Genomic DNA, 20772 nt, shown 5'->3' with positions numbered 1-20772 from the left:
GGGCGGTTGTCCCTCGCGTGGTGGGGTTCATCGCCCGATCTCGCAAGCTCCGGCGACGCTGGAGATGCAGGTCTGCACCATGACGCCGTCGCCTTCGCTTCCCGAGGTGATCTCGCCGGTGCGCAGATCGCGCACGTTTCCCGAGCGCAGGGGCAGCACGCAGCCGTAACAGATGCCCATACGGCAGCCGGAGGGCACGAGGGCCCCGGCGGCCTCGGCGGCGTCGAGGATGGCGGTGTCGCCGGCGACGTCGAGTTCGAGCGTGTTCGAACCGTCGTGGAGGGTGAGCGCGCCGCCCTCGCCGGGCTCGGCCAGTTCGACGGTGAACTCCTCGGTGTGCAGGTGATCGGCGACGCCGTTGAGGTCGGCGTACTCCCGCAACGCGCGCAGCATGCCCGCAGGTCCGCACGCGTAGGTGGTGCGATCGCACCAGTCCGGCACGAGGTCGTCGAGCTCGCGCGGCTCGAGCCGCCCCTCGGCCTGGGTGTGCCGCTCGACGAGGCGAATGCGGCCCGTCGCGTCGAGCGAGCGCAGTTCGTCGGCGAAGATGACGTCCTCGGGGTGGGCCGCCGAGTGCAGGACGACGATGTCGTGCGCGCTCCCGGCGTGCTCGGTGTCGGCGGCGAACGCCTCCTCGGCGTCGATGCGGTGACGCAGCATGCCCATGACGGGCGTGATGCCGGAGCCGCCGGTGACGAAGAGAACTGGCTCGGCGCCGCCGTTCCAGGTGAAGGCGCCGTCGGCCTGCTCCATATGGACGATCTGACCGGGACGCAGGCTCTCCTGCAGGTGCGCGCTCACGACGCCACCGGTGAGGGCCTTGACCGTGATGGAGATGTAACCGTCATCGCGCGGGCCGGAGGTGACGGAGTAGGCGCGCCACAGGCGCACGCCGTCGATGTCGACGCCGATGCGGATGTACTGACCCGGGCGGTGGCCGAGCCAACCGCGGCCGGGCTGGAGCGTCACGGTGCTGGCGTCGGCCGTCTCGGGCGTGACGTCGACGACGCGGGCGCGCAGATACCGGCGCGAGCGAAGCGGGTCGACGAGATCGACGTAGTCCTCGGGCACGAGAGGCGTCGTGAGGGCGCGCACCGCACGCCAGGCGAGGCGGGTTGCCGAGCCCGCCGGAGAGGTTCGTGGCGCACTCGGCAGGGAGGTCGTCCGAGTGGGCGAAAGAGAGGTTACGGACACACCGACAGTCTATTTAGCCGAATCGACGCAATTCTTGGCCCAGCCCCGACATGCTCCTCGATCTATTTGTTCGTAGAGTGTGAACATGCCGATTCTCACCGACCGCACCCTGGCCGAGCTTCGGGCGTCCCTGCCCGAGACGGCGAGCGCCTGCGTCGAGGCGATCGTCGAGGAGGTCCCCGGTTACGACCGCGCCTTCGATCCTGCGTTACGCAGCAACATCGAGCGCGCCGTCGAACAGGCCCTTTCGGGGTTCGTCGCCACCCAGATCGAGGGCGACCGCGCGACCTCCCGTGCCACCCTCGACGGCGCCTACCGGCTGGGACAGGGAGAGGCAGCGAGCGGTCGCTCCACGGACGCTCTGCTCGCCGCCTACCGCGTGGGTGCTCGTGTCGCGTGGGCTCAGTTCGCTGGCAGCGCCGTGGCCGCCGAGGAGCCGGCGGCGAACGTCGCGGCTCTCGCCGAGAAGACCTTCGCCTTCATCGACGAGTTGTCCGCCCAGAGCCTCGCCGGTCACACGGCGGCCCTCACCGCCCGCACCCGTGAACTGGCCCGTCGCCGGGATCAGCTGACGGCGGCCCTCGTCGCGGGCGAGGCCCGCCCGGCCCTCGAGCACCTCGCCGAATCGGCCCGGTGGAAGGCGCCCGAAACGCTCACCGCCCTCGTCGTCGACGGCGAACCGCGCACGGCGCTCGCCACGGCCCTCGGCGAGCGCGCCCTGTGGTCTCCCGTTGCCGACGGTCCCACCGTCGTGCTCGTCCCCGGCGTGCGAAGCAACGCTCGGAACGGCCTTCTCGAGCGCTGCGTCGGTACGCCCGCCGCTCTGGGGCCGACCGTGGCGTGGACCGAGGCCGGCGAATCAGTCCGTCAGGCACTGCGCGCGCTGCGTTTCGCGAGCGACGACGACGGCGCCGACTGCGACGAGCTGTTGCCCGAACTCGCTCTGGACTCAGCGCCTCTCGTTGCCACCCGACTTCGCGAACGTGCTGTGGCTCCACTCGAGGACCTCTCCCCCGCCAAACGGGAGGTGCTCGCCGAGACGCTGCTCGCCTGGCTCCTGCACCAGGGCCGTCGTGACGAGGTCGCCGGCCGCCTGCATGTCCACCCGCAGACGGTGCGCTACCGCATGAACACGGTGCGCGAACTGTACGGCGACGCCCTCACCGACCCGCGGCGCGTGCTCGAACTGACGCTCGGTCTCCTCGTCGAGGCACGCACCGAACCCACCTCTGACGCGAAGGACGAACGATGACCACCGAACGTTGGCGCACGCCGCTCGGCGACTCGCTGCGCCAGCATGCCGGTGAGATGCCTCCCGTCTCGCACGAAGGCGTCGACGCGGACGTCGTGCGCGTGGCCAAGCCGCTGCTGCGCGGGTGGTTCCACCTCGTCCTCGCGCCGATCTGCCTCGTGGGGTGTCTCGCGCTCGCGATCCTCGCGCCGACGACGGCCGGGCGCGTAGGCGCCCTCGTCCTCGGAGCGACGGGAACACAGCTGTTCGCCACGTCGGCGCTCTACCACCGCAGGTACTGGAGCCCGCGCGCCGACGCGATCCTGCGTCGCATCGACCACTCGAACATCTACCTCATCATCGCGGGCACGTACACGCCGTTCGCTCTCGTCCTGTTGCGCGGCAACCAGCGGTTGTCGCTCCTGCTCATCGTGTGGATCGGTGCCGTTGCCGGCGTCCTGTTCCGAACGTTCTGGGTCGGCGCGCCGCGCTGGCTCTACACCCCGATCTACGTCGCCCTCGGCTGGGTCGCCCTCTTCTACGCCGCCCCGCTGCACGCCGCGGGCGGCACCGCCGTCATGACGCTCATCGCCGTGGGAGGCATCCTCTACACGATCGGCGCCGTCGTGTACGGGTTCAAGAAGCCCGACCCGTGGCCCACCGTGTTCGGTTTCCACGAGATCTTCCACGCGTGCACGGTGGCCGCGTTCGTCGTCCACTTCGTCGCGGCGTGCCTCGTCGTGTTGCGGGCCTGACGAGGGCGGCATGGCGGGTTGGGCGGGGAACACCGCGTTCGGCACGACGCAGGGACGCCGTGAACTCATCGACGACTTCCTCGACGGTGCCGCAATGGACCATCTTGAGGAGGACGACCCCGTGAGGAAGCGCGGGCGGACGACGCGACGATTGCCCGCGTCCTCGATGAGGGTTACCTCCCCAGCCGCGAGGCGCTGCTCGCCATGATGGTGTTCGAGGAATGCGACCTCGACGCGGCGGCCGCGGCGATTCGCGCGTTCGGCGACGTCACGCCCGTGTCACTCGACGAGCAGGCGCCCACCTCACAGCTCTGAGCGTCTCGCCACCTCGGTGGTGACCGGGCCGCCATCAGCGGCACCTCGCGTCACCCCCATGCCCCGGCCGACGAGGGCTCCTTCTCGTCCTGCGACCTCTCCGAGCGCTTTTCGGCGTGGTGGCGGCGCCATTCGAGCAGCCCGGCCAGAACGATCGCGATGCCCATGCCGGTGGCGATGCCCGCGATCGGGTTGTCCTCAAACGCGTGCCCGCCGATGTAGCCGATGACGGTGCCGTGCACGGCCCACACGAGCGTCGCGAAAAGGTCGTACGGTGTGAACGAGCGCAGGGGGTAGCCGGTCGCGCCGAGCGAGAGCGTCGCGACGCAGCGGCCACCGGGGATGAAGCGCACGACGAGCAGCGCCCACGAACCGCGTTGGTGGAGCACGCCTCTCACGCGTTCGACGGTGCGTCGGCGTTTCGGCTTCTTCTCGAGCCACGACGTGCCGAGCAGGTGCCCGAGCCCGTAGGACAGGTGATCACCGAGGCACGCACCGAGTGCGGAGACGAGAACGACGAGGACGACGTTGGGCCCGTGCGGATCCGACGCGGCGTACACCCCGGCAAGGATGAGTGGCGCCTCGCTGGGGAAGACCGGAACGAGCGCGTCAACGGCGCACAGACCGAACAGTGCCGCATACACCCACCACGAGGTCATGAGGTGCTCGAGCGGCCCCAGGATCGCGTCGGTCATTGCCCGAACCTAGGAGGTCGACATGACGGGCACCTGACCCGAGGGTGAACGGTGGCACCTCACCCGGCGACGGCCCGCCGCGGGCCACGCCTCAAGGTGGACAGGGCCAGCGAGTCCTAGCGCGCGGATCCCGCCTCGACGATGTCCTTGATCCGCGCGAGCGTCGCGCCGATGCCCTCGCGCGCGGCAAGGCGACGTTTCTCGGCTTGGGCCTGGGCGTCGTCACCGAAACGTTCGGCGAACGTGCGCTCGCTCTGTTCGGTGAACGTCGTCGAGTGCGTGAGGCGCGTGCCATGACCCTCGCGCTCCATGCGGTAGCTCCAGCGCACCTCGGCGGGCACGACGTCCCAGGCGAACTCGACGGCGGGATCGGCCACCGCCACCTGCGAGGTCGTCGTCCACTCGCGCTCGGGCGTTTCGTTGTGGCCGGTGAAGCGTGCGCCGACGCCGCGGGCGTCGTTCTCCCATTCGACACGGCGGCACTGCTCGCTCCACTCACCGGTGCGTGTGACGTCGCTGATGACGGCGTACACCGCCTCGGGCGTGGCGTCGATGAAGACGTCGTCGGAGAGTTCGTACGTCATGGGACGAGCCTAGGGGGGCCGGTGCGGGTTCCAGGCAGTTCGGGTCAGAGGCCGAGGAAGTTCTCCAGGCCCACGGTGAGGCCGGGCGTCGTCACCACGTTGCGAACGCCGGTGAGCACGCCGGGCATGAAGCTGACGCGCTCGAAGCTGTCGTGACGGATCGTGAGGGCCTCACCCTCCGCGCCGAACTGCACCTCCTGGTGCGCGACGCGCCCCCGCATGCGGATGGCGTGCACCGGGATGCCGTCGACGCGGGCTCCGCGCGCGCCGTCCGGGTCGTGTTCCGTGGCGTCCGGAACGTCGCCGAGACCGGCCTCGCGGCGGCCCTCGGCGATGGCGCGCGCTGTGTGCGCGGCGGTGCCGGAGGGGGCGTCGACCTTGTTCGGGTGGTGGATCTCGACGACCTCGACCGACTCGTAGAAGGCCGCCGCCTCGCGCGCGAACTTCATCATGAGCAGGGCCCCGATGGAGAAGTTCGGCGCGATGAGCACACCGACGCCGTCGGCTGCGTCCACCTGCGAGCGCAGCGTCGCGAGCTTCTCCTCGGTCCACCCCGTCGTACCGACAACGGCCGAGACGCCTTGGGTGACGCAGTGGGCGAGGTTGCCGGGCGACGCGTCCGGCACGGTCAGCTCGATGGCGACGTCGGCGCCCCCGAGGTCGCCGAGGTCGTCGCCGACGTCGAAACGACCGACGAGTTCCATGTCGGATGCCGCCTCGACCGCCTTCGCGGCCTCGCTGCCCATGCGCCCACCGGCGCCGATCACTGCAACCTTGATCGTCTCGCTCATGGGCCCGAGCCTAACGACGCAGCTTCTTGACCTGCTCGACGATCCGCATGCCGAGTGGCTGCCACGTCTGAAGCCGGCCGCGATCGCCCTTGCTGTCCATCCGGTTGCTGTCACCATCCGAGTCGACACGGATGTCCGAGACGAGCCGCAGACGCGGGTGCTCGAGGTCGCCGTCGACGATCTCACCCGCCTCCCAACGGAAGTCGAGGCCCTTCTCGGTGACCTCCACCGTGGCGAGGTTGTTGTCGAACCACGGCCCGTGCGTCGTACGCCAGGTGAAGTGCGGCTTGCGCACGGCCTTCGTCCGCTCGACGACCTCACGCAGCGGCCACGCGAGTCCGCGACCGATGATCGACTGCCCCGCGCGCACATGCCGCGGCAGCGGGTTTCGGATCGGCGAACACACGGCCTGGAAGATGCGCGACTTCGTGCCGTCGGCGTCCTGGACCTCGGAGAGGAACGAGTTGTGGATGTCGCCCGAAAGGAACGTCACCGTGCGCGGGGCCACGCCGCGCTCACCGCGCGCAACCTCGAGCACCATGTCGGAGACCTTGAAGAACGTGTCACTGAACGCGGCCCAGTGCTCGAGGTCGATCGTCTGGCGCATCTTCTCGCCGAGGCTCGCGACCGTCTTGCCCCACGCGCCGTCGCACGCGGCCTCGTCGAGCGCCTCGAGCATGTGGATGCCCTCGGGCATGAAGAACGGCAGCGACGTACCGATGAACAGGTGCTCCACGTCGCCGCGCAGTTCACCGTCGAGCCAGTCGAGCTCCTCGGCGTCCAGCATCGCGCGGTGGCCGGGACGCAGATCGCGTGCCGCGCGCGAGTCCACGACGATGAGCTTGCTCTCACCGAGATCGCGCGTGTACGAGAAGCGGTACGACTGGGCGTCCCGGTCGACCTTCTCCGCAAAGGCCTCGATCATGTCGGTGATGTCGAGCTCGTCGCTACCGGTGTGCGCGGTGATCTTCTGCCAGACCTCGTCCTCGGCGAGCGCCTCGGGCGAGAGGTTGCCGCAGTGCTGGTAGACCCAGTACGACGACAGCGCGCCGACGATGCGACCGTGCCACCAGGAGGTCTTGTTCATCCCCTCGTGCCACGCGAGCGAGGTGTTCCAGTCGTCGCGCACGTCGTGGTCGTCGAAGATCATCGCGCTCGGCATCGTCGAGAGCATCCAGCGCACCGCCGGCTCGCTGTAGGCGAGGCGGTAGAGGTGGGCGTACTCGACGTAGTCCTTGAGCTCCTCGCCGGGCTCGCTCTCGAGGCCGCGCTTCTCCTCGATGAACTCCTGCATGGCCTCCGACGTGATGTCGGCGTACACCTGGTCACCGAGCAGGACGACGAGGTCGGGCCACCGCTCGTCCCTGGGGTGACGCGCCATTTCGTGCGCGTAGGCGCGCAGCGAGTCGATGCCGTTGGTGCGGTTGTGCTTGGCGTCGTGCGGCACGCTTGTGCGGCAGCTGCCGAAGGCCATCTTCGTCGGACGATCGGCCTTGAGCATCTTGACGACCGGCGCGGGGAACGGCGAATCGGGCTGCGGCCACGCGTGTTCGCCGTTCACCTCGACCGTGTACTCGTACACTTGGCCGGGCTCCAGGCCGTCGAGCAGGACGAGGGCGTAGTGGTGCCCGTGCGCCGCGAACGTGCGTGCGCTCCACGACTTCTCGCCGATGCGCACCGTGAGCTCGCCCGCGTCACGCGTCTGAGCCCAGAGCGTCGCCTCGCGCTCCCCCGCATAGCGCACCATGGGGCCGAGCTGGATCGGCTCGTTCGTCCTGAGGTCGTTCGTCATCATTCGCTTCCGTCGACACTGCGGTTGTCTTCCACTTCGGCCGTGAGTCCCCACATCCCGGACGGCCGCGTCGGATGCCCACGCTTCAACCATTGCTCGTGGGCGTCCACTGCATCGTGCCATCGCAGGTCGAGGTCCGAGGGCTGATCGGCAACACCGTCGTTGTTCTTGTCGAAGACGACGTCGATCGCTTGGTAGTTCTTGAAGCGCTGCATCGTGGACTGCAGGGTGTACGCCTGCTGGTCGGCCAGGGTGAGGTCGACGTCGTCCGTGAACTGCGTCATGAGCGAGCGTGGGTACAGACGGCGGTGGAGCACGACGTTGACCTCGCACCCCACGACGAACGCGACCGCCATGATGTAACAGGCGACGAGAATCGTCAGGATGCTGCCGTACGTGCCGTAGATGTCACTCGAACGCGCGCCGAAGATGTTGGTGAAGGTACTGCCCGCGGCCATGAACAGCTGCCACACGACCGTCACGAGCAGCGCGCCAGGAGCCAGACGACCCCACCCCTGCCCGCGAGCCGTCGTCATCTTCATGAGGAGCAGGAAGATGACGGTGCCGAACACGAGATTGAGCGCCAGCACGAGCCAACCGGGCGCGTGCCACGTCTGAGGCAGCCACCCCAGGGACACAAGAGCGACGCCGAGGAAGAGCAGCACCGCAGCGCTGCGCACGCGCATGAGGATGGGGTTGGGGCGCGAGTTGCGCGGCACCGACCAACACGTGTTGCTCGTGTGCTGGAGCGCCTGAGCCACCCCGAGGCCACCGTAGAGGGCCACGATCGAACCGAGCACGATGCCGGAGACGCTGCCGCGCAACGCGCTGGGCGCGGCGTTGCTCAGCGTGTTGCCGAGCACGGGAATCTGGCCGAGCACCGAGTCGAGGATCTGTTTGTGCAGCCGCTCGTTGCCGTGGATGAAGAAGCCGAGAGCCGACTGCAGCAGCAGGATGAGCGGGAAGACCGAGAGGAAGCCGTAATAGGTGATGAGCGCCGCGAGATACGCGCCCTGGTCGTCGATGAACTTGTACACGACACCGATCGGGTACCCGAGCACGGGGTGACGGCGCTGAAACGCGTCCGCCCGGTCGACTGCTCTCACCCGCCCATCCTCCCACGAAGCCCGAATCCCGCCGGAACGTCGTGGCCGGGAAAGGGAACGTCTTCCACGCATGCGGAAAGCTCCGCCCCCGACGAACGTCGGGAGCGGAGCCTTCATGCTCGAACCGGTGTGGCTCAGGCGTCCTCGGAGGTCGCCTTCGCCTCGTTGCCGTCGGAGCCTGCGTCGACGAGCTGGTCGGCGGCGGCGTTGCCCTCGCCCTGCTCGGCGCCACGGCCACGACCGCGACCGCCACGGCGACGCTGACGCGGCTTCTTGTCACCGGACTCGTCCTCGGAACCCGAGTGCGGGTCCATGTGACCGGCGGAGTCGGCGACCTCGGCAGCAGCCTCGGCCGTCGCGGCGTCCGTGTTCTCCGGCGTGTTCGCGGACTCGGCCTTGGCCTCCTCGACGACGGCGAGCGAAAGCTTGCCGCGCGGGTCGACCTCCTTGAGCTCCACCTGGACCTTCTGGCCGATCTTCAGCACGTCCTCGACAGCGTCGATGCGCTTGCCGCCGACGAGCTTGCGCACCTCGGAGATGTGCAGCAGGCCGTCCTTGCCCGGAAGCAGCGAGACGAACGCACCGAAGGTCGTCGTCTTGACGACGGTGCCGAGGAAGCGCTCGCCGACCTCGGGCATCTGCGGGTTGGCGATCGCGTTGACCGCGGCGCGCGCAGCCTCGGCGCTCGGGCCGTCCGTGGCACCGATGTAGACCGTGCCGTCGTCCTCGATGGACAGGTCGGCGCCCGTGTCCTCCTGGATCTGGTTGATCATCTTGCCCTTCGGGCCGATGACCTCACCGATCTTGTCGACCGGGATCTTCACCGCGAGAACGCGCGGGGCGAACGGCGACATCTCGTCGGGAGCGTCGATCGCCTCGTTCATCACGTCGAGGATGTGCAGGCGGGCGTCGCGCGCCTGCGTCAGTGCACCGGCGAGAACCTGGGCCGGGATGCCGTCGAGCTTCGTGTCGAGCTGGATGGCCGTGACGAACTCACGGGTACCGGCAACCTTGAAGTCCATGTCGCCGAATGCGTCCTCGGCACCGAGGATGTCGGTGAGGGCCGCGTACTGCGTCTGACCGTCGATCTCGGCAGAGACGAGGCCCATCGCGATACCGGCGACCGGGGCGCGCAGCGGCACACCGGCGTTGAGCAGCGACAGGGTCGAGGCGCAGACCGAACCCATGGACGTCGAACCGTTGGAGCCGAGAGCCTCGGAGACCTGACGGATGGCGTAGGGGAACTCCTCGCGCGTCGGCAGCACCGGCATGAGCGCACGCTCGGCCAGAGCACCGTGACCGATCTCGCGGCGCTTCGGCGAACCGACGCGGCCCGTCTCACCCGTGGAGAACGGCGGGAAGTTGTAGTGGTGCATGTAGCGCTTGCGCGTCACCGGCGACAGGGAGTCGATCTGCTGCTCCATGCGCAGCATGTTGAGCGTCGTGACACCCATGATCTGGGTCTCGCCGCGCTCGAAGATCGCGGAACCGTGAACGCGCGGCAGCACCTCGACCTCGGCCGAGAGCGCACGGATGTCCGCCAGGCCACGGCCGTCGATGCGGACCTTCTCGCGCAGGATGCGCTCGCGCACGAGCTGCTTCTGCAGCGAACGGAACGCGGCGGAAACCTCGGACTCGCGGCCCTCGAACTCGCGGCCTTCGCCGGCGAGCTCGGCCTTGAGCGCGTCCTTGATCTCGTCGAGCTTGTCCTCACGCTCGGCCTTGCCGGCGATCGTCATCGCAGCGGACGTCTGGTCCTTGGCCGACTTCTCGACCGCACCGTAGACGTCGTCCTGGTAATCGAGGAACACCGGGAAGTCCTGGACCTCCTTGGCGGCCTGCTGCGCGAGCTCGACCTGAGCCTCACAGAGCACGCGGATGAACTTCTTCGCAGCCTCGAGGCCCTCGGCGACGACCTCTTCGGTCGGGGCCTGGGTGCCTTCGGCCACGAGGTTCCACGTCGACTCGGTGGACTCGGCCTCGACCATCATGATGGCGACGTCGTCACCGACGAGACGGCCGGCGACGACCATGTCGAACGCCGAGCGCTCGATGTCGGAGAAGTTCGGGAAGGCGACCCACTGGCCGTCGATGAGGGAGACGCGCACGCCACCGATCGGGCCGGTGAACGGCAGACCGGAGATCTGCGTGGAGGCCGACGCGCCGTTGATGGCGAGAACGTCGTACTGCACGTCCGGGTTCTGCGCGAGAACCGTGATGACGACCTGGACCTCGTTGCGCAGGCCCTTCTTGAAGGCCGGGCGCAGCGGGCGGTCGATGAGGCGGCAGGTGAGGATCGCGTCCGTGGAGGGACGACCCTCACGACGGAAGAACGAGCCGGGGATCTTGCCGGCCGCGTAGCTGCGCTCCTCGACGTCCACCGTGAGGGGGAAGAAGTCGAAGTGCTCCTTGGGCTGCTTGCTGGCGGTGGTGGTGCTCAGCAGGCAGGTGTCGTCGTCCAGGTAGGCGAGGACTGCGCCGTTGGCCTGCTTCGCGAGACGTCCCGTCTCGAAGCGAACCGTGCGGGTGCCGAACGAGCCGTTGTCGATGACGGCTTCGGCGAACTGGATCTCGGGACCCTCCATTTGGGCCCTCCTTCTTGTTTCATCTACGTCTCGGATGCGCACATCGTCGTTGTGTGCGACCCGTTTCTTGCTGCCGAGCGGCCCGTCCGGGCCCCTCGAAACACCGAAAGGCGGCCACTCGTAGACGAGTGACCGCCGTCCGGCGTCAAATCATGGTGATCAATGCGATCAACGGCGCAGGCCGAGGCGCTTGATCAGCGAGCGGTAACGCTCGATGTCGACCGACTCGAGGTAGCGAAGCATACGCTTGCGCTGACCGACGAGCAGGAGCAGACCACGACGCGTGTGGTGGTCGTGCGGGTGCTGACGAGCGTGCTCCGTCAGGCCCTTGATGCGCTCCGTGAGGAGGGCAACCTGCACCTCGGGCGAGCCCGTGTCGCCTTCGGACGTGCCGTACTCGGCGATGATCTTCTTCTTCGTCTCAGCATTCAGGGCCATGCCCAACTCCTTCAACACATCGTTGCGCGGTGCTCCCAGGCCTGTTCACTGGGGCGCTCTTGGTCCGCGGCCGATCGACGGCAGAGTTCAGATTATCAGCGGGGTCGTGTGCCGACCTAATCAGCGCGGGAGCCCTCGGCGAAGCGCGGCGTCGCGTCGAACGCGGCACGGCGCGAGGCACGGCGCAGCGCGACCATGATCGGTCGGCCCGCGACGAGGATGAGGGCGACGTTCGTGATGACGCGCCCGAGGTCCCAACCCAGCGACGTGGCCAGGGTGTAGGCGACGAAGCGTGCGAGGTTGTCGCCCAGCGGCGCGCCGGGCACCGGCATGATCGCCGGGTCGTCGCCGGTGGCGAACGGCCAGAAGGACATGTTGAGCACGAACCCGTAGGCGAGCGACGCGAAGGCGCCGTAGACGCACAGCAGGAGCAGTTCGAGCGGCCACCTGAGCCCGCGTCGCCACGGCAGAAGGCCGGCGCCCATGGCGACCCAGGCCGCGCCGAGCATCTGGTACGGCAACCACGGGCCGATGCCCGCGGTGAGCACGGCGGAGGCGAACATGCTCGTCGCGCCGAGCGCGAAGCCGAAGCCCGCTCCGAAGACGCGGCCGCCGAGGACGAGAAGGAAGAACATCACCTCGATACCGCCGGTCCCCGCACCGAGGGGACGCAGGACGGCATCCACGGCGGACAGGACGCCGAGCATCGCGACGGCCTTCGCGTCCATCCCGCCATCCGCGATCTCGGCCAGGACCACGACGAGCATGAGCGGCAGGAGGATGGCGAAGAGCATCGGGGCGTCACGGCTGTGGCCGGCGACGGCCGAGTGCTCCTCGACGAGGAGGGGCCACAGGTTCGCGAGCAACCCGATCAGGCTGACGACGAGGATCGTGGCGGCGCTACGCGGCTTCAGACGGACGGCGCTCGTTGCCTTCGAGAGGGAGGCGCGTTTCACCGGTCGGGCGGTGCCCGCGCGCTCTTCCGGGTTCACAGAAGCCTGCGGACTCATGACGGCACTCCGAGCACCGTCAGCGCATCGGCCAACGTGAGAGCGGGAACGGGCGCGAGCACCTTCGCCATCTGTGGGGCCAGGGCGGGCGACGCTGTGAGCACGTCGCGTGCACTGCCGGTGGCGATGAACTCTCCCCCGGCCATCTGGATGACCTCGTCGGCCACTCCAGCGGCAAACTCGACGTCGTGCGTCGCCACGAGAACGGCCTGCCCTTCGTCGGCGCGCGTGCGCAGGATCGCCCGCAGGGCCTCCTTGCCGGCGTAGTCGAGACCGCGGGTCGGTTCGTCGAGCACGAGCACCTGAGGTTCGGCCACGAGCTGGACGGCGAGGACGAGCGCGAGGCGCTGCCCTTCGGACAGGTCGCGGGGATGCATGGCCGGGTCGATGCCCGGGGCCAGGTTCGCGAGGTACGCCTTGGCAGCACCGGGCTCGCGGCCGGCCTCGGAATCGGCCTGCGCGAGTTCCTCCCCCACCGTGTCGAGGTAGAGGAGGTCCCCGGCGGTCTGCGGCACCATGCCGACGAGACCGCGGCGCTGCGCGGGGTTCAGTTTCGCGGGGTCGAGCGATTCGCCTCGTGCGGAGACCACGCCGATGCTGCCGCCGTCACGCCGGCCACTTCCCTGAAGCGCCCACATGAGCGTCGACTTGCCGCAGCCGTTGCGGCCCATGAGAGCCGTCACCGTGCCGGCGCAAAGGTCGAGGTCCACACCCGCGACGACGTCGAGGCCGGACAGGCGAACGCGTACGCCCCGCGCCTCGAGCACCGGCGCAGTCGAGGGCACGTCTGTCCCGCGGATGGGCGGTGCCTCGACCGTGAAGGGCGCACTCGCGACGCGCTCCACGAGCACCCGCCGCGCGTCGCGGATCGTCAGCGGCAGTGGCGACCAACCGGCGGCACGACCTAGTTCGACGACCGGCGGTGCGACGTCGGATGCTCCGAGCACCTCGCCGGGAGCGCCGGAGGTGACGACGCCGTTCGCCCCTACGTGCACGACCTGGTCGGCGAACGGGAGCACGCGCTCGATGCGGTGTTCCGCGACGACGACGGTCGAACCGACATCCTGGACAAGGCGCGTGAGTACGGCGAGAACGTCCTCGGCGGCCGTGGGGTCGAGCGCCGAGGTGGGCTCGTCGAGGACGAGGATCTGCGGGTGCATGACGAGCACACTGCCGATGGCGACGCGCTGCTGCTGGCCGCCCGACAGGTCGCGCAACGGAGCCTCGCGCAGCTCGGCGATACCAAGCAGATCGAGCGTCTCCTCGACCCGCCGACGCATGACCTCCGGCGCTATGCCGAGCTGTTCCATGCCGTAGGCGAGTTCTTCCTCGACGGTGTCGGTGACGAAGCCGGCGAGGGGGTCCTGCCCGACGTACCCGACGACGGAGGCGAGTTCGCTGGGCTTGTTCTCGGAGATGTCGAGCCCGCCGATGACGACCCTGCCCTGCAGGAGTCCGCCCGTGAAGTGCGGGACGAGCCCGGTGAGCAGCCCGAGGAGCGTCGACTTGCCCGAGCCGGTGCGGCCGATGACGGCGACGAGCTCACCGCGTTCGATGCGCAGGTCGACGTCGCGCAGCGAGGGGTGTTCGGCCCCGTCGTACGTCAGCGTCGCGGCGTCCATGACGACGGCAGGCTCCCTGGTCCAGACGGTGGCCGCGTCACGCCCTCCCACGTCCCCCGCGGGAGTTGTGTCGTGTGTTTCGGTCATGAGGTGGCTCCTCGCAGGGCCCGGGCGTCGCGTCCGGGCGCTGCGTCGTCGAGGGTGCGTTCGGGCGCGCTCGTACGCCGCGGGCGTTCCGGTTCGGGTGTGAAGAACGCCGGCAGGAGCGCGGGCACGAGCGCGAGCGGTAGCCACAGGGGCACCACCGGCATGGCGAGGGGCGAAACCGAGAGGTTGCGCGCGTCGGGCTGGTCCTCGAGAACCGCACGAACAGCCACGAGCGTCACAATGCCGCAGGCCACGACGGCCCACTCGAGCAGGCCCCACGGGTCGCGCCGGTAGCGGGTGCGACGCATCGAACGTCCGGCGCATGCCACCCCGACCACGCTCGCCACGATGCCGACGACGAGCACGGGCGCCGTCGTCCACCAGGGAACGTCGCTCACGACTCCCTCGGCTCCAGAGCCCTGCATCGTGCCGTAGACGCCGACGCACGTGAGCAGCGCGCCGCCGAGCATGAGCACGCCGATGACGAAGCGCGTCACGAAGGGCCGCTCGGCCCGACGGCCATAACCGCGTGCCTCCATCGAGGCCGCGAGGGAGATGGAGCGGTCAAGCGTGTCGTGCAGCACGGGAAGGGCCACCTGCTTGACGCGCGTGGCGCGGCGGGCGTCGCCACGCAGGACGCGCGCCTTGCGCACCCGCTGGACGCTCTCGACGAGCTGGGGTGCCACGGACAACGCAATGACGGTGGCCGTCCCGATGTCACGGACGGCCGGCGGGGTGGCCGCGAGCAGGCGCTTGGGGTTGGCGAGGGCGTTGGCTGCGCCGAAGCAGAACAGCATCGTGGCGAGGCGCAGGCCCTCGAGGAAGGCACCGACGAGGCCGCCAAGACCGACCGGGCCGAGAAGAGTGATGCCGCGAGCCCACTCGGGAAGCTCCACCTGCGGCAGCGGAAGGACGATCGTCTCGCTCGTCTTCATGCCCACGAGGACATGCAGAACGACGCGGCTCACGACGACGAAGGCTCCGAGCGCCGCGTAGAGGCGCAGGCTACGGGCCCACGGCGCATAGGGGCGCCGAGCGACGACCGTGAGCACCACGACGGCAAGCACGAGGGCCAACAGGACGGGATTCGTCGTCGTGGCGATGGCAACGGCCATCGCCGTCGCCCACATCCACCACGCACCGGGGTGGACGACGCGACGGCGATGGCCGGAGGCCGAGGTCATCCGCGACGACGTGCCGCGTATCCGGCTCCCACGGCTGCGACGCCGAGCACACCGACACCGGCGATGATGCCGGGAAGGTTGTCGCTGCCTGAGCTCTTCTTCTCCGGCACGGCGAGACCGGGCACACTGCCCGACGTCGAGATGCTCGGGTGAGCAGTGTTCTTCGGCTGGGGCACCTTCGTACCGGTCATCTTGGTGGCGGCGGGCGTACCGCCCTTCTTCTTCACACCGACCTTGTACTTCTTGGCATCGCTCGAGTTCGCATCGAGCGTCGTCGACGAGCCGTCACTGAAGGTGATGACCTTGAGTGGCTTCCCGTCCTTCGTCACGAGGGCCGTTGCCTTGACCGTGGGAGTCGACGTGGCACCCTGGCCCGGCTTCGACCCCGAGGTGGTCGGCTGGGGGCTGCTCGTCGAACCCGCCGTCGACGACGGCTTGCTCGACGTCGGCTTCGGCGCAGCCGTCGTGGAGCCGGCCTTCGTCGAGGACGGCTTGGACGAGGGCTTCGAACTCGACGGCTTCGGCTGCGACGTGGTCGGCTTCGTGCTGCTCGGCTTGGGCGAGCTGGGCCTCGGAGTCGATGTCGTGGGCTTCGTCGTGCTCGGCTTCGGCGACGTGATCGCAGCAGGAACGGGCACGGACGGCGCGGTGCCGCTGCCGAAGCGGAATCCGACGACTCCGCCCGGGGTGGCGGGCAGCGAGGCGACACCGAGGTTCGAGTAGTTCCACGAGCCGCCGCGCTTGGCGCTGAAGACCGTCCAGTAGGCGTTCGGCGGAGGCATCCGGCACGGCGAACTCGACGGGTACCCGTTGACGCCGCAGAGCACGCCGTCGTGGTACTGCGTGGAACCGGTCGTCGAGAACCCGGCGGCCCGCAGCGCCTGGAGCGCCGTGCCCGGACTACCCGGCGCGCAGCCGGTGGCCGAGCCGCTCGGGAACTGGACGACGACGGTCACGCCGCTCGTCGCACTCGTGCACGCACCCGCAGCGGACGCGGGCGCTGCGGCACCCGTCGTCACGGCACCGAGGCCCGCGAGGGCCGAGGCGCCGACGAGAACCGGTGCGCCGAGGCGCGCGAGATCAGCGGCGACGCGCGTACGCAACGGCACCTCCCGCGGTGACGAGGATGACGGCGCCGAAGGCGAAGCCGAACGGCACGGTGTTGTCCGAGACCTTGTCGGTGTTCACGATCGGGCCGGTGGCGGGCGTCGTCGACGTCGACTGCGGCACCGTGGACGTGGACGGCGCGCTCGGGCTCGTCGTCGAGGTCGGCGCTGCGGTGGCATCCGTGCTCGTGGCGCTCGTGGTGCTCGTGGGAGCCGGCGTGGCGGAGGTGGACGTCGAGTTGCTCGACGAGGAGCTCGTCGGCTTCGGCGCGCTCGTCGTGGACGTCGAGGTGCTGGGCGACGACGTGGGCTCGGAGGAGCACGAGATGGCGGGAGTCGCGGTGGCGCCACCCTTCGTCAACGAGACGAGGGGCGCCCTCGTGAACGCGTAGAGACCCTGGGACGTGGCGCGGGTCTCGTTGCCGGCGAGCTTGCCGGAGGCACCGGCGCTCTTCATCGCCGCGAACGCGGTGCGGTCGTACGCGATGGCGCCACGCACAGCGGCAGGGAACGAGCAGCCGTACTGCAGCGAGGCGACGAACGACTGCGCCTTAACAGCGCGCGCGTCCTGACCGCCGAGGGTGAACGCCACCGCCGCGAGGCCCGTCGAGTTGGCGTTGGGGGTGGTCGTGCCCGTTCCGCCGGCGACGCCACCGTCGGCGTTCTGCTTCGTGGCGAGGAAGTTCACGGCCTTCGTCACGTCGGCGCCGTGACCGCCGGCGGCGGCGAGCGCCTGCACGGCGAACGACGTGGCGTCGGGGTCGGAGACGCACGCCGAACCGTCGTCGGCCAAGCGGAATCCGCCGTCATTGCAGCGCAGCGAGAGGAGGTAGTTCGTGGCCTTCGCGTCAGCGGGCGCGCCGGCCTTCTGCAGCGCGATGACGGCGAGGGACTGGGTGACGGCGTTCGAGTAGTCGCCGTAGGCCGAGACGTCGGAGAAGCGGCCGCTCGGCTCCTCGAGGCCCTGCAGCTTCGAGACGAGGTCGACGCCGCCGAACGCGCGCGGGTTCTGCCCCTGTGCCTTCGCGACGATGAGGGACTTCGCCACAGCTCCCGCGTACACGTCGGTGCCCGGCACGGCGTAGTCACCCACACCCTTGGCGAACGCTGTCGTGGCGGCACCGGCTTCGTTGCCCGCAACACCGGCCGACGTAAGGGCCAGGATGCCGTCCGCGGAAAGGCCCGCGTCGAGGTAGGTCTGACCCGCGTAGGTGGAGCTGAGCTGGTGCCCGCCCGCCGCGAACTGCCCGGCGAGGAAGGACGCCGCGGCGTCGGTTCCCGTCGCCGGGGCTGCGGTGGCGGGGGCCGAAGCTGCGGCAGCGAGAGCGACGAGGGCGGCGCTGGTGAATCCGGCGCGACGCAGGTGGGTCGTCATGATGACCTTCCGGGCAGGTGCGTGGCCGGTGGGCGACACCCTGCTCGAACGACGAGCCGGGCCCCTCCCGCTGACCTCGACGGGTGTGATGAGGCAGATGTGATCAGACACAGCCGAGACGAGGCATTCCGGCTCATCAGCGGACTGATCTACGGCTGCGGGTCAGCGCCGGAATTCGACCGGCTTCCCCTCGTTCTCGACTCTCCGGCACGAGCCGAAGATCGCATCCAGGCTATCACCAGCCGCCGTGCGCCCTCGTCTCAGCGAGAGCGCCTGACGAGCGCGTCCCAGACGGAGCGCGCGATGGGTGCGGCGGTCCGTCCACCCTCGCCTCCTTCGTCGACCCGAACGACGACGACGTAGCGCTTGCCGTCCTCGTCCGCCCCGCCGAACGAGGCGAACCACGCGGTGGCATGCTTGCCGTAGACCTCGGCCGTCCCTGTCTTGCCGTAGACGGGGTGCGCGTCGAGGTCGAAGCCTCGGAAGGCCTCGGAGGCCGTTCCCGTCGAGACCGCCCGTTTGAGGCCCTCGAGTTCGCGGGCGTACATCCGGGCATCGAGGCCGAGGACACGCGCCTCGGGCGTCGGGAGCACCGTCTGGGAGCTGCCGTCCGAACGCGCGGTTGCCACGGCGACGCGGGGCGTCGGTACGCGCCCGTTCGTCGCGAGCGCGGCGAACGACGTGGCCACCTGCATCGGCGTCGCGGCGACGTCACCCTGGCCGATGGCGAAGTTCACCGCGTCACCGGCGCGCACGACGTAGCCGCTCGTGCAGTTCTCCTTGGCCACCTGCGTGAGGTACGAGGCACGGTCCTTGTCAGCGATCTCCGGGTACCCGCTCTTCGCCCGCCGGCAGGACGCCGCCTTCGTCGCCTCCCACTCACGGCGCTTCGTCGCGCGGTCGGGAAGGGAGCCGCTCGCCTCCGCGGGAAGGTCCACCCCGGTTCGCGCGCCGTAGCCGAACTCGCGGGCCACGCTGGCATACGGGTCGGGAGCGTCGGTGGACGCCTTCACTCCCCCGGCCTTGACCCAGGCGTCGTACGCCCACCGGTAGAAAACCGTGTCGCAGGAGACCTCGAGCGCCTTCGGGATGTCGATCGTGCCGTGCGCCTGCGACTCGAAGTTGCTGTAGGAGCGGTTGCCGATCATGACCGACGACGGGCAGGAGTACGAGCCGTTCGGATCCACACCGGTCTGAGCCGCGGCGAAGAGGGAGAACGCCTTGAACGTCGACGCGGGCGGGCCGGCCACGGACATGGCGCGGTTGGTCAGCGGGTCGCCGGCCCTGGTGTCGAGCAGCGAGTCGTACTCGGCCTGCGTCACGCCGCCGTTCCACACGGACGGGTCGTAGGTGGGCTGGTTCGTCATGGCGACGACGTTGCCGCTGTTCGCCTCGAGGACGACGACGCTGCCCGAACCGGCCTTCTGCCCGCGTTTTCGGGCTGCTGCGATGCCGTCGGCGAGCGCCTTCGCTGCGGCGTCCTGCACGGCGGGGCGGATCGAGGTGACGACGTCCTGGCCCGCCACCGGCGGCACGTCCGCCACCTGACGTTGCGCCGTGCCGTCGGGTCCGATGGCGGTGGAGCGCTTGCCGTCGCGTCCGCGCAGGACGGCGTCGTACTGCTTTTCGACACCCGTGCGACCGAGCAGCGTCGGCACACCCGACCCCGAGGTCGCGACGTCGGTGTCGTCGGCTGTCGCTGCCGTGAGGTAACCGGCGACCTGGGCGAGGGAGTCGCCGCGGGAGCCGTAGGTTCGGGTCGCTGTCGGTCGCACCGCGATGCCGGGGTAGGCCTCGGGGCGCTCGAGCAGCGCGTTCACAGCCGACGCCTCGACGTCGGAGGCGATCGGCACCGCCTCGAAGGGATGCCCGGCGAAGCAGACCGGCGACGGCGCGGCGCCCTTCGTCCCGCACGCCTTCGTCCGCGCCAAGAGGCTCCGCGGATCCCGGCCGATGGCCGAGGCGACGCGCGCGATGACCTTCGGCGCGTCGTCACGCGCGAGGGCCTGCGGCGAGATCGTCAGCGTCGTCGTCGAACCGTTCCCGACGAGAACGGTGCCGTCGGCAGCGAGGATCCGCCCGCGTTGGGCAGGCACGACGACGTCACGCGTGTTGATGTCCGCTGCGGCCGTCGCGTTCTTCGCGCCGTCGACGATCTGCAGTTGAACGAGGCGACCCACCATGATCGTCGCGACGAGAGCGACGACAAGAGCCATGACGAGCAACCGCGCACGTCCCGACGCCCCTCGCGCACCACGCGAACCTGCCCCACGGAAGCTCGGCATGAGGAACGGTCCGAACGGACGGCGTTCCCTCGGCACGCCTCGGCGCAGCCGGGTCATGCGCGTCCTCGTTCCTGCTCGCGCAACGTCCACCGCACCCAGGTCGGAGCGAGGGCTGCGGTGAGAACGGCCGTCGTGGCCGTCGAGCCGAGCAGCGAGTACGGCTCGACCTGAACCGAGCCGGAGGCCACCACTCGCAGGGCGAGAACGACAAGGGAGGCAGTGAGGGCTCCGAGGCCGCCCACGATGGCCGGTACCCACGCGGCGCTGTTCCACGACCTCGCGGCCCTGGTGACGACGAGCGCCGCCGCAACCGCGGGAACGAGCGCGAGGCCCGGCGCCGACGACGCGGGCGGCGCGAGGTCGAGCAGGAGCGCCCCGGCGATCGCCCAGGCGACGGCGGACCACGCTCCGCCGGTCACGCCTGCGGTGACGAGCAGGGGCAGGAGCATCCACGGCGCCCAGGTGGGAACGAGGGGCAACACGGTGACGGCGAGCAGGAGAGTCAGAACGAGCCACGCAACGCGGCTCCACGTGACGGCGGAGGGCCGAGCCACGATCGTCGTGGGCTCGCGCAGGGGCGTGCGACCGGGAGCACCGGGGGTTTCAGCAGCCACGCG

17 protein-coding genes and 1 riboswitch are annotated in these 20772 nt (G+C 69.7%); of the genes, 2 read left to right on the top strand and 15 right to left on the bottom strand.

Annotation, left to right across the window (positions count from 1 at the left end; translation table 11 throughout):
- Nucleotides 1-27 precede the first annotated feature (27 nt).
- Nucleotides 28-1194: a ferredoxin reductase gene (locus EVU97_RS01540; RefSeq protein ID WP_129662928.1), complete on the bottom strand. Its 1167-nt coding sequence runs from the start codon at nucleotides 1192-1194 to the stop codon at nucleotides 28-30.
- A gap of 85 nt (nucleotides 1195-1279) precedes the next feature.
- On the opposite strand from EVU97_RS01540, the gene EVU97_RS01535 reads away from it, so the two are divergent.
- Together EVU97_RS01535 and EVU97_RS01530 are read left to right on the top strand one after the other, a co-directional pair.
- Nucleotides 1280-2446 carry a CdaR family transcriptional regulator gene (locus EVU97_RS01535; RefSeq protein ID WP_129662926.1) on the top strand — a complete coding sequence of 389 codons (1167 nt, stop codon included), beginning with the start codon at nucleotides 1280-1282 and terminating at the stop codon, nucleotides 2444-2446.
- The gene (locus EVU97_RS01530) at nucleotides 2443-3180 is read left to right on the top strand and encodes a hemolysin III family protein (RefSeq protein WP_227484673.1); all 738 of its coding nucleotides are present in this window, start codon (nucleotides 2443-2445) and stop codon (nucleotides 3178-3180) included. The genes EVU97_RS01535 and EVU97_RS01530 overlap by 4 nt, the downstream gene beginning before the upstream one ends.
- A 365-nt stretch (nucleotides 3181-3545) precedes the next feature.
- On the opposite strand, the gene EVU97_RS01525 is transcribed toward EVU97_RS01530, so the two are convergent.
- From EVU97_RS01525 to EVU97_RS01460, 14 genes are all read right to left on the bottom strand, one after another.
- A complete protein-coding gene (locus tag EVU97_RS01525) occupies nucleotides 3546-4190 on the bottom strand; it encodes a DedA family protein (protein WP_129662924.1) in 645 nt (214 codons plus the stop codon).
- Nucleotides 4191-4306: 116 nt separating this feature from the next.
- Complete coding sequence (locus tag EVU97_RS01520) at nucleotides 4307-4774, bottom strand: SRPBCC family protein (protein WP_129662922.1); 468 nt, start codon at nucleotides 4772-4774, stop codon at nucleotides 4307-4309.
- A gap of 44 nt (nucleotides 4775-4818) precedes the next feature.
- Nucleotides 4819-5565, bottom strand: coding sequence for a 4-hydroxy-tetrahydrodipicolinate reductase (dapB, locus tag EVU97_RS01515; RefSeq protein WP_129662920.1), 747 nt, complete (start codon nucleotides 5563-5565; stop codon nucleotides 4819-4821).
- A 10-nt stretch (nucleotides 5566-5575) separates the two neighbouring features.
- On the bottom strand, nucleotides 5576-7357 hold the full coding sequence (locus EVU97_RS01510) for an alkaline phosphatase D family protein (protein ID WP_240730086.1): 1782 nt from the start codon (nucleotides 7355-7357) through the stop codon (nucleotides 5576-5578).
- A complete protein-coding gene (locus tag EVU97_RS01505; RefSeq protein ID WP_129662919.1) occupies nucleotides 7357-8463 on the bottom strand; it encodes a YihY/virulence factor BrkB family protein in 1107 nt (368 codons plus the stop codon). The genes EVU97_RS01510 and EVU97_RS01505 overlap by 1 nt, the downstream gene beginning before the upstream one ends.
- A 134-nt stretch (nucleotides 8464-8597) precedes the next feature.
- Nucleotides 8598-11048, bottom strand: coding sequence for a polyribonucleotide nucleotidyltransferase (locus EVU97_RS01500; protein ID WP_047311376.1), 2451 nt, complete (start codon nucleotides 11046-11048; stop codon nucleotides 8598-8600).
- A gap of 168 nt (nucleotides 11049-11216) precedes the next feature.
- Complete coding sequence (rpsO, locus tag EVU97_RS01495; protein WP_047311375.1) at nucleotides 11217-11486, bottom strand: 30S ribosomal protein S15; 270 nt, start codon at nucleotides 11484-11486, stop codon at nucleotides 11217-11219.
- 116 nt (nucleotides 11487-11602) lie between these two features.
- Entirely contained in the window at nucleotides 11603-12496 is an 894-nt protein-coding gene (locus EVU97_RS01490; protein ID WP_129662917.1) for an ECF transporter S component, read from the bottom strand.
- Nucleotides 12493-14205: an ABC transporter ATP-binding protein gene (locus EVU97_RS01485; RefSeq protein WP_240730085.1), complete on the bottom strand. Its 1713-nt coding sequence runs from the start codon at nucleotides 14203-14205 to the stop codon at nucleotides 12493-12495. Before EVU97_RS01485 ends, EVU97_RS01490 begins: the two co-directional genes overlap by 4 nt.
- Nucleotides 14202-15389, bottom strand: a complete 1188-nt coding sequence (locus tag EVU97_RS01480) for an energy-coupling factor transporter transmembrane component T (RefSeq protein WP_129662915.1) — start codon at nucleotides 15387-15389, stop codon at nucleotides 14202-14204. The genes EVU97_RS01485 and EVU97_RS01480 overlap by 4 nt, the downstream gene beginning before the upstream one ends.
- A complete protein-coding gene (locus tag EVU97_RS01475) occupies nucleotides 15386-16492 on the bottom strand; it encodes a hypothetical protein (RefSeq protein WP_129662913.1) in 1107 nt (368 codons plus the stop codon). Before EVU97_RS01475 ends, EVU97_RS01480 begins: the two co-directional genes overlap by 4 nt.
- Nucleotides 16470-17870 carry a prenyltransferase/squalene oxidase repeat-containing protein gene (locus tag EVU97_RS01470; RefSeq protein WP_129662911.1) on the bottom strand — a complete coding sequence of 467 codons (1401 nt, stop codon included), beginning with the start codon at nucleotides 17868-17870 and terminating at the stop codon, nucleotides 16470-16472. The genes EVU97_RS01475 and EVU97_RS01470 overlap by 23 nt, the downstream gene beginning before the upstream one ends.
- 99 nt (nucleotides 17871-17969) lie before the next feature.
- Nucleotides 17970-18111: riboswitch (cobalamin riboswitch) on the bottom strand.
- 19 nt (nucleotides 18112-18130) lie between these two features.
- A complete protein-coding gene (locus EVU97_RS01465; protein WP_129662909.1) occupies nucleotides 18131-20212 on the bottom strand; it encodes a penicillin-binding transpeptidase domain-containing protein in 2082 nt (693 codons plus the stop codon).
- On the bottom strand, nucleotides 20209-20769 hold the full coding sequence (locus EVU97_RS01460) for a hypothetical protein (RefSeq protein ID WP_129662907.1): 561 nt from the start codon (nucleotides 20767-20769) through the stop codon (nucleotides 20209-20211). Before EVU97_RS01460 ends, EVU97_RS01465 begins: the two co-directional genes overlap by 4 nt.
- Nucleotides 20770-20772 lie beyond the last annotated feature (3 nt).

Source organism: Dermacoccus sp. 147Ba (assembly GCF_004151355.1).
GTDB lineage: Bacteria > Actinomycetota > Actinomycetes > Actinomycetales > Dermatophilaceae > Dermacoccus > Dermacoccus abyssi.
Note: the sequence above shows the minus strand (reverse complement) of the source record. Positions and strands in the feature narration are given on the sequence as shown.

Excerpts from the sequence above, each read along its gene's own strand:
- EVU97_RS01535 (WP_129662926.1), top strand. The coding sequence starts at position 1,280 with ATGCCGATTCTCACCGACCGCACCCTGGCCGAGCTTCGGGCGTCCCTG.
- EVU97_RS01530 (WP_227484673.1), top strand. The coding sequence starts at position 2,443 with ATGACCACCGAACGTTGGCGCACGCCGCTCGGCGACTCGCTGCGCCAG.
- EVU97_RS01525 (WP_129662924.1), bottom strand. The coding sequence starts at position 4,190 with ATGACCGACGCGATCCTGGGGCCGCTCGAGCACCTCATGACCTCGTGG.
- EVU97_RS01520 (WP_129662922.1), bottom strand. The coding sequence starts at position 4,774 with ATGACGTACGAACTCTCCGACGACGTCTTCATCGACGCCACGCCCGAG.
- dapB (WP_129662920.1), bottom strand. The coding sequence starts at position 5,565 with ATGAGCGAGACGATCAAGGTTGCAGTGATCGGCGCCGGTGGGCGCATG.
- EVU97_RS01510 (WP_240730086.1), bottom strand. The coding sequence starts at position 7,357 with ATGACGAACGACCTCAGGACGAACGAGCCGATCCAGCTCGGCCCCATG.
- EVU97_RS01500 (WP_047311376.1), bottom strand. The coding sequence starts at position 11,048 with ATGGAGGGTCCCGAGATCCAGTTCGCCGAAGCCGTCATCGACAACGGC.
- rpsO (WP_047311375.1), bottom strand. The coding sequence starts at position 11,486 with ATGGCCCTGAATGCTGAGACGAAGAAGAAGATCATCGCCGAGTACGGC.
- EVU97_RS01490 (WP_129662917.1), bottom strand. The coding sequence starts at position 12,496 with ATGAGTCCGCAGGCTTCTGTGAACCCGGAAGAGCGCGCGGGCACCGCC.
- EVU97_RS01485 (WP_240730085.1), bottom strand. The coding sequence starts at position 14,205 with ATGACCGAAACACACGACACAACTCCCGCGGGGGACGTGGGAGGGCGT.
- EVU97_RS01480 (WP_129662915.1), bottom strand. The coding sequence starts at position 15,389 with ATGACCTCGGCCTCCGGCCATCGCCGTCGCGTCGTCCACCCCGGTGCG.
- EVU97_RS01470 (WP_129662911.1), bottom strand. The coding sequence starts at position 17,870 with ATGACGACCCACCTGCGTCGCGCCGGATTCACCAGCGCCGCCCTCGTC.
- EVU97_RS01465 (WP_129662909.1), bottom strand. The coding sequence starts at position 20,212 with ATGACCCGGCTGCGCCGAGGCGTGCCGAGGGAACGCCGTCCGTTCGGA.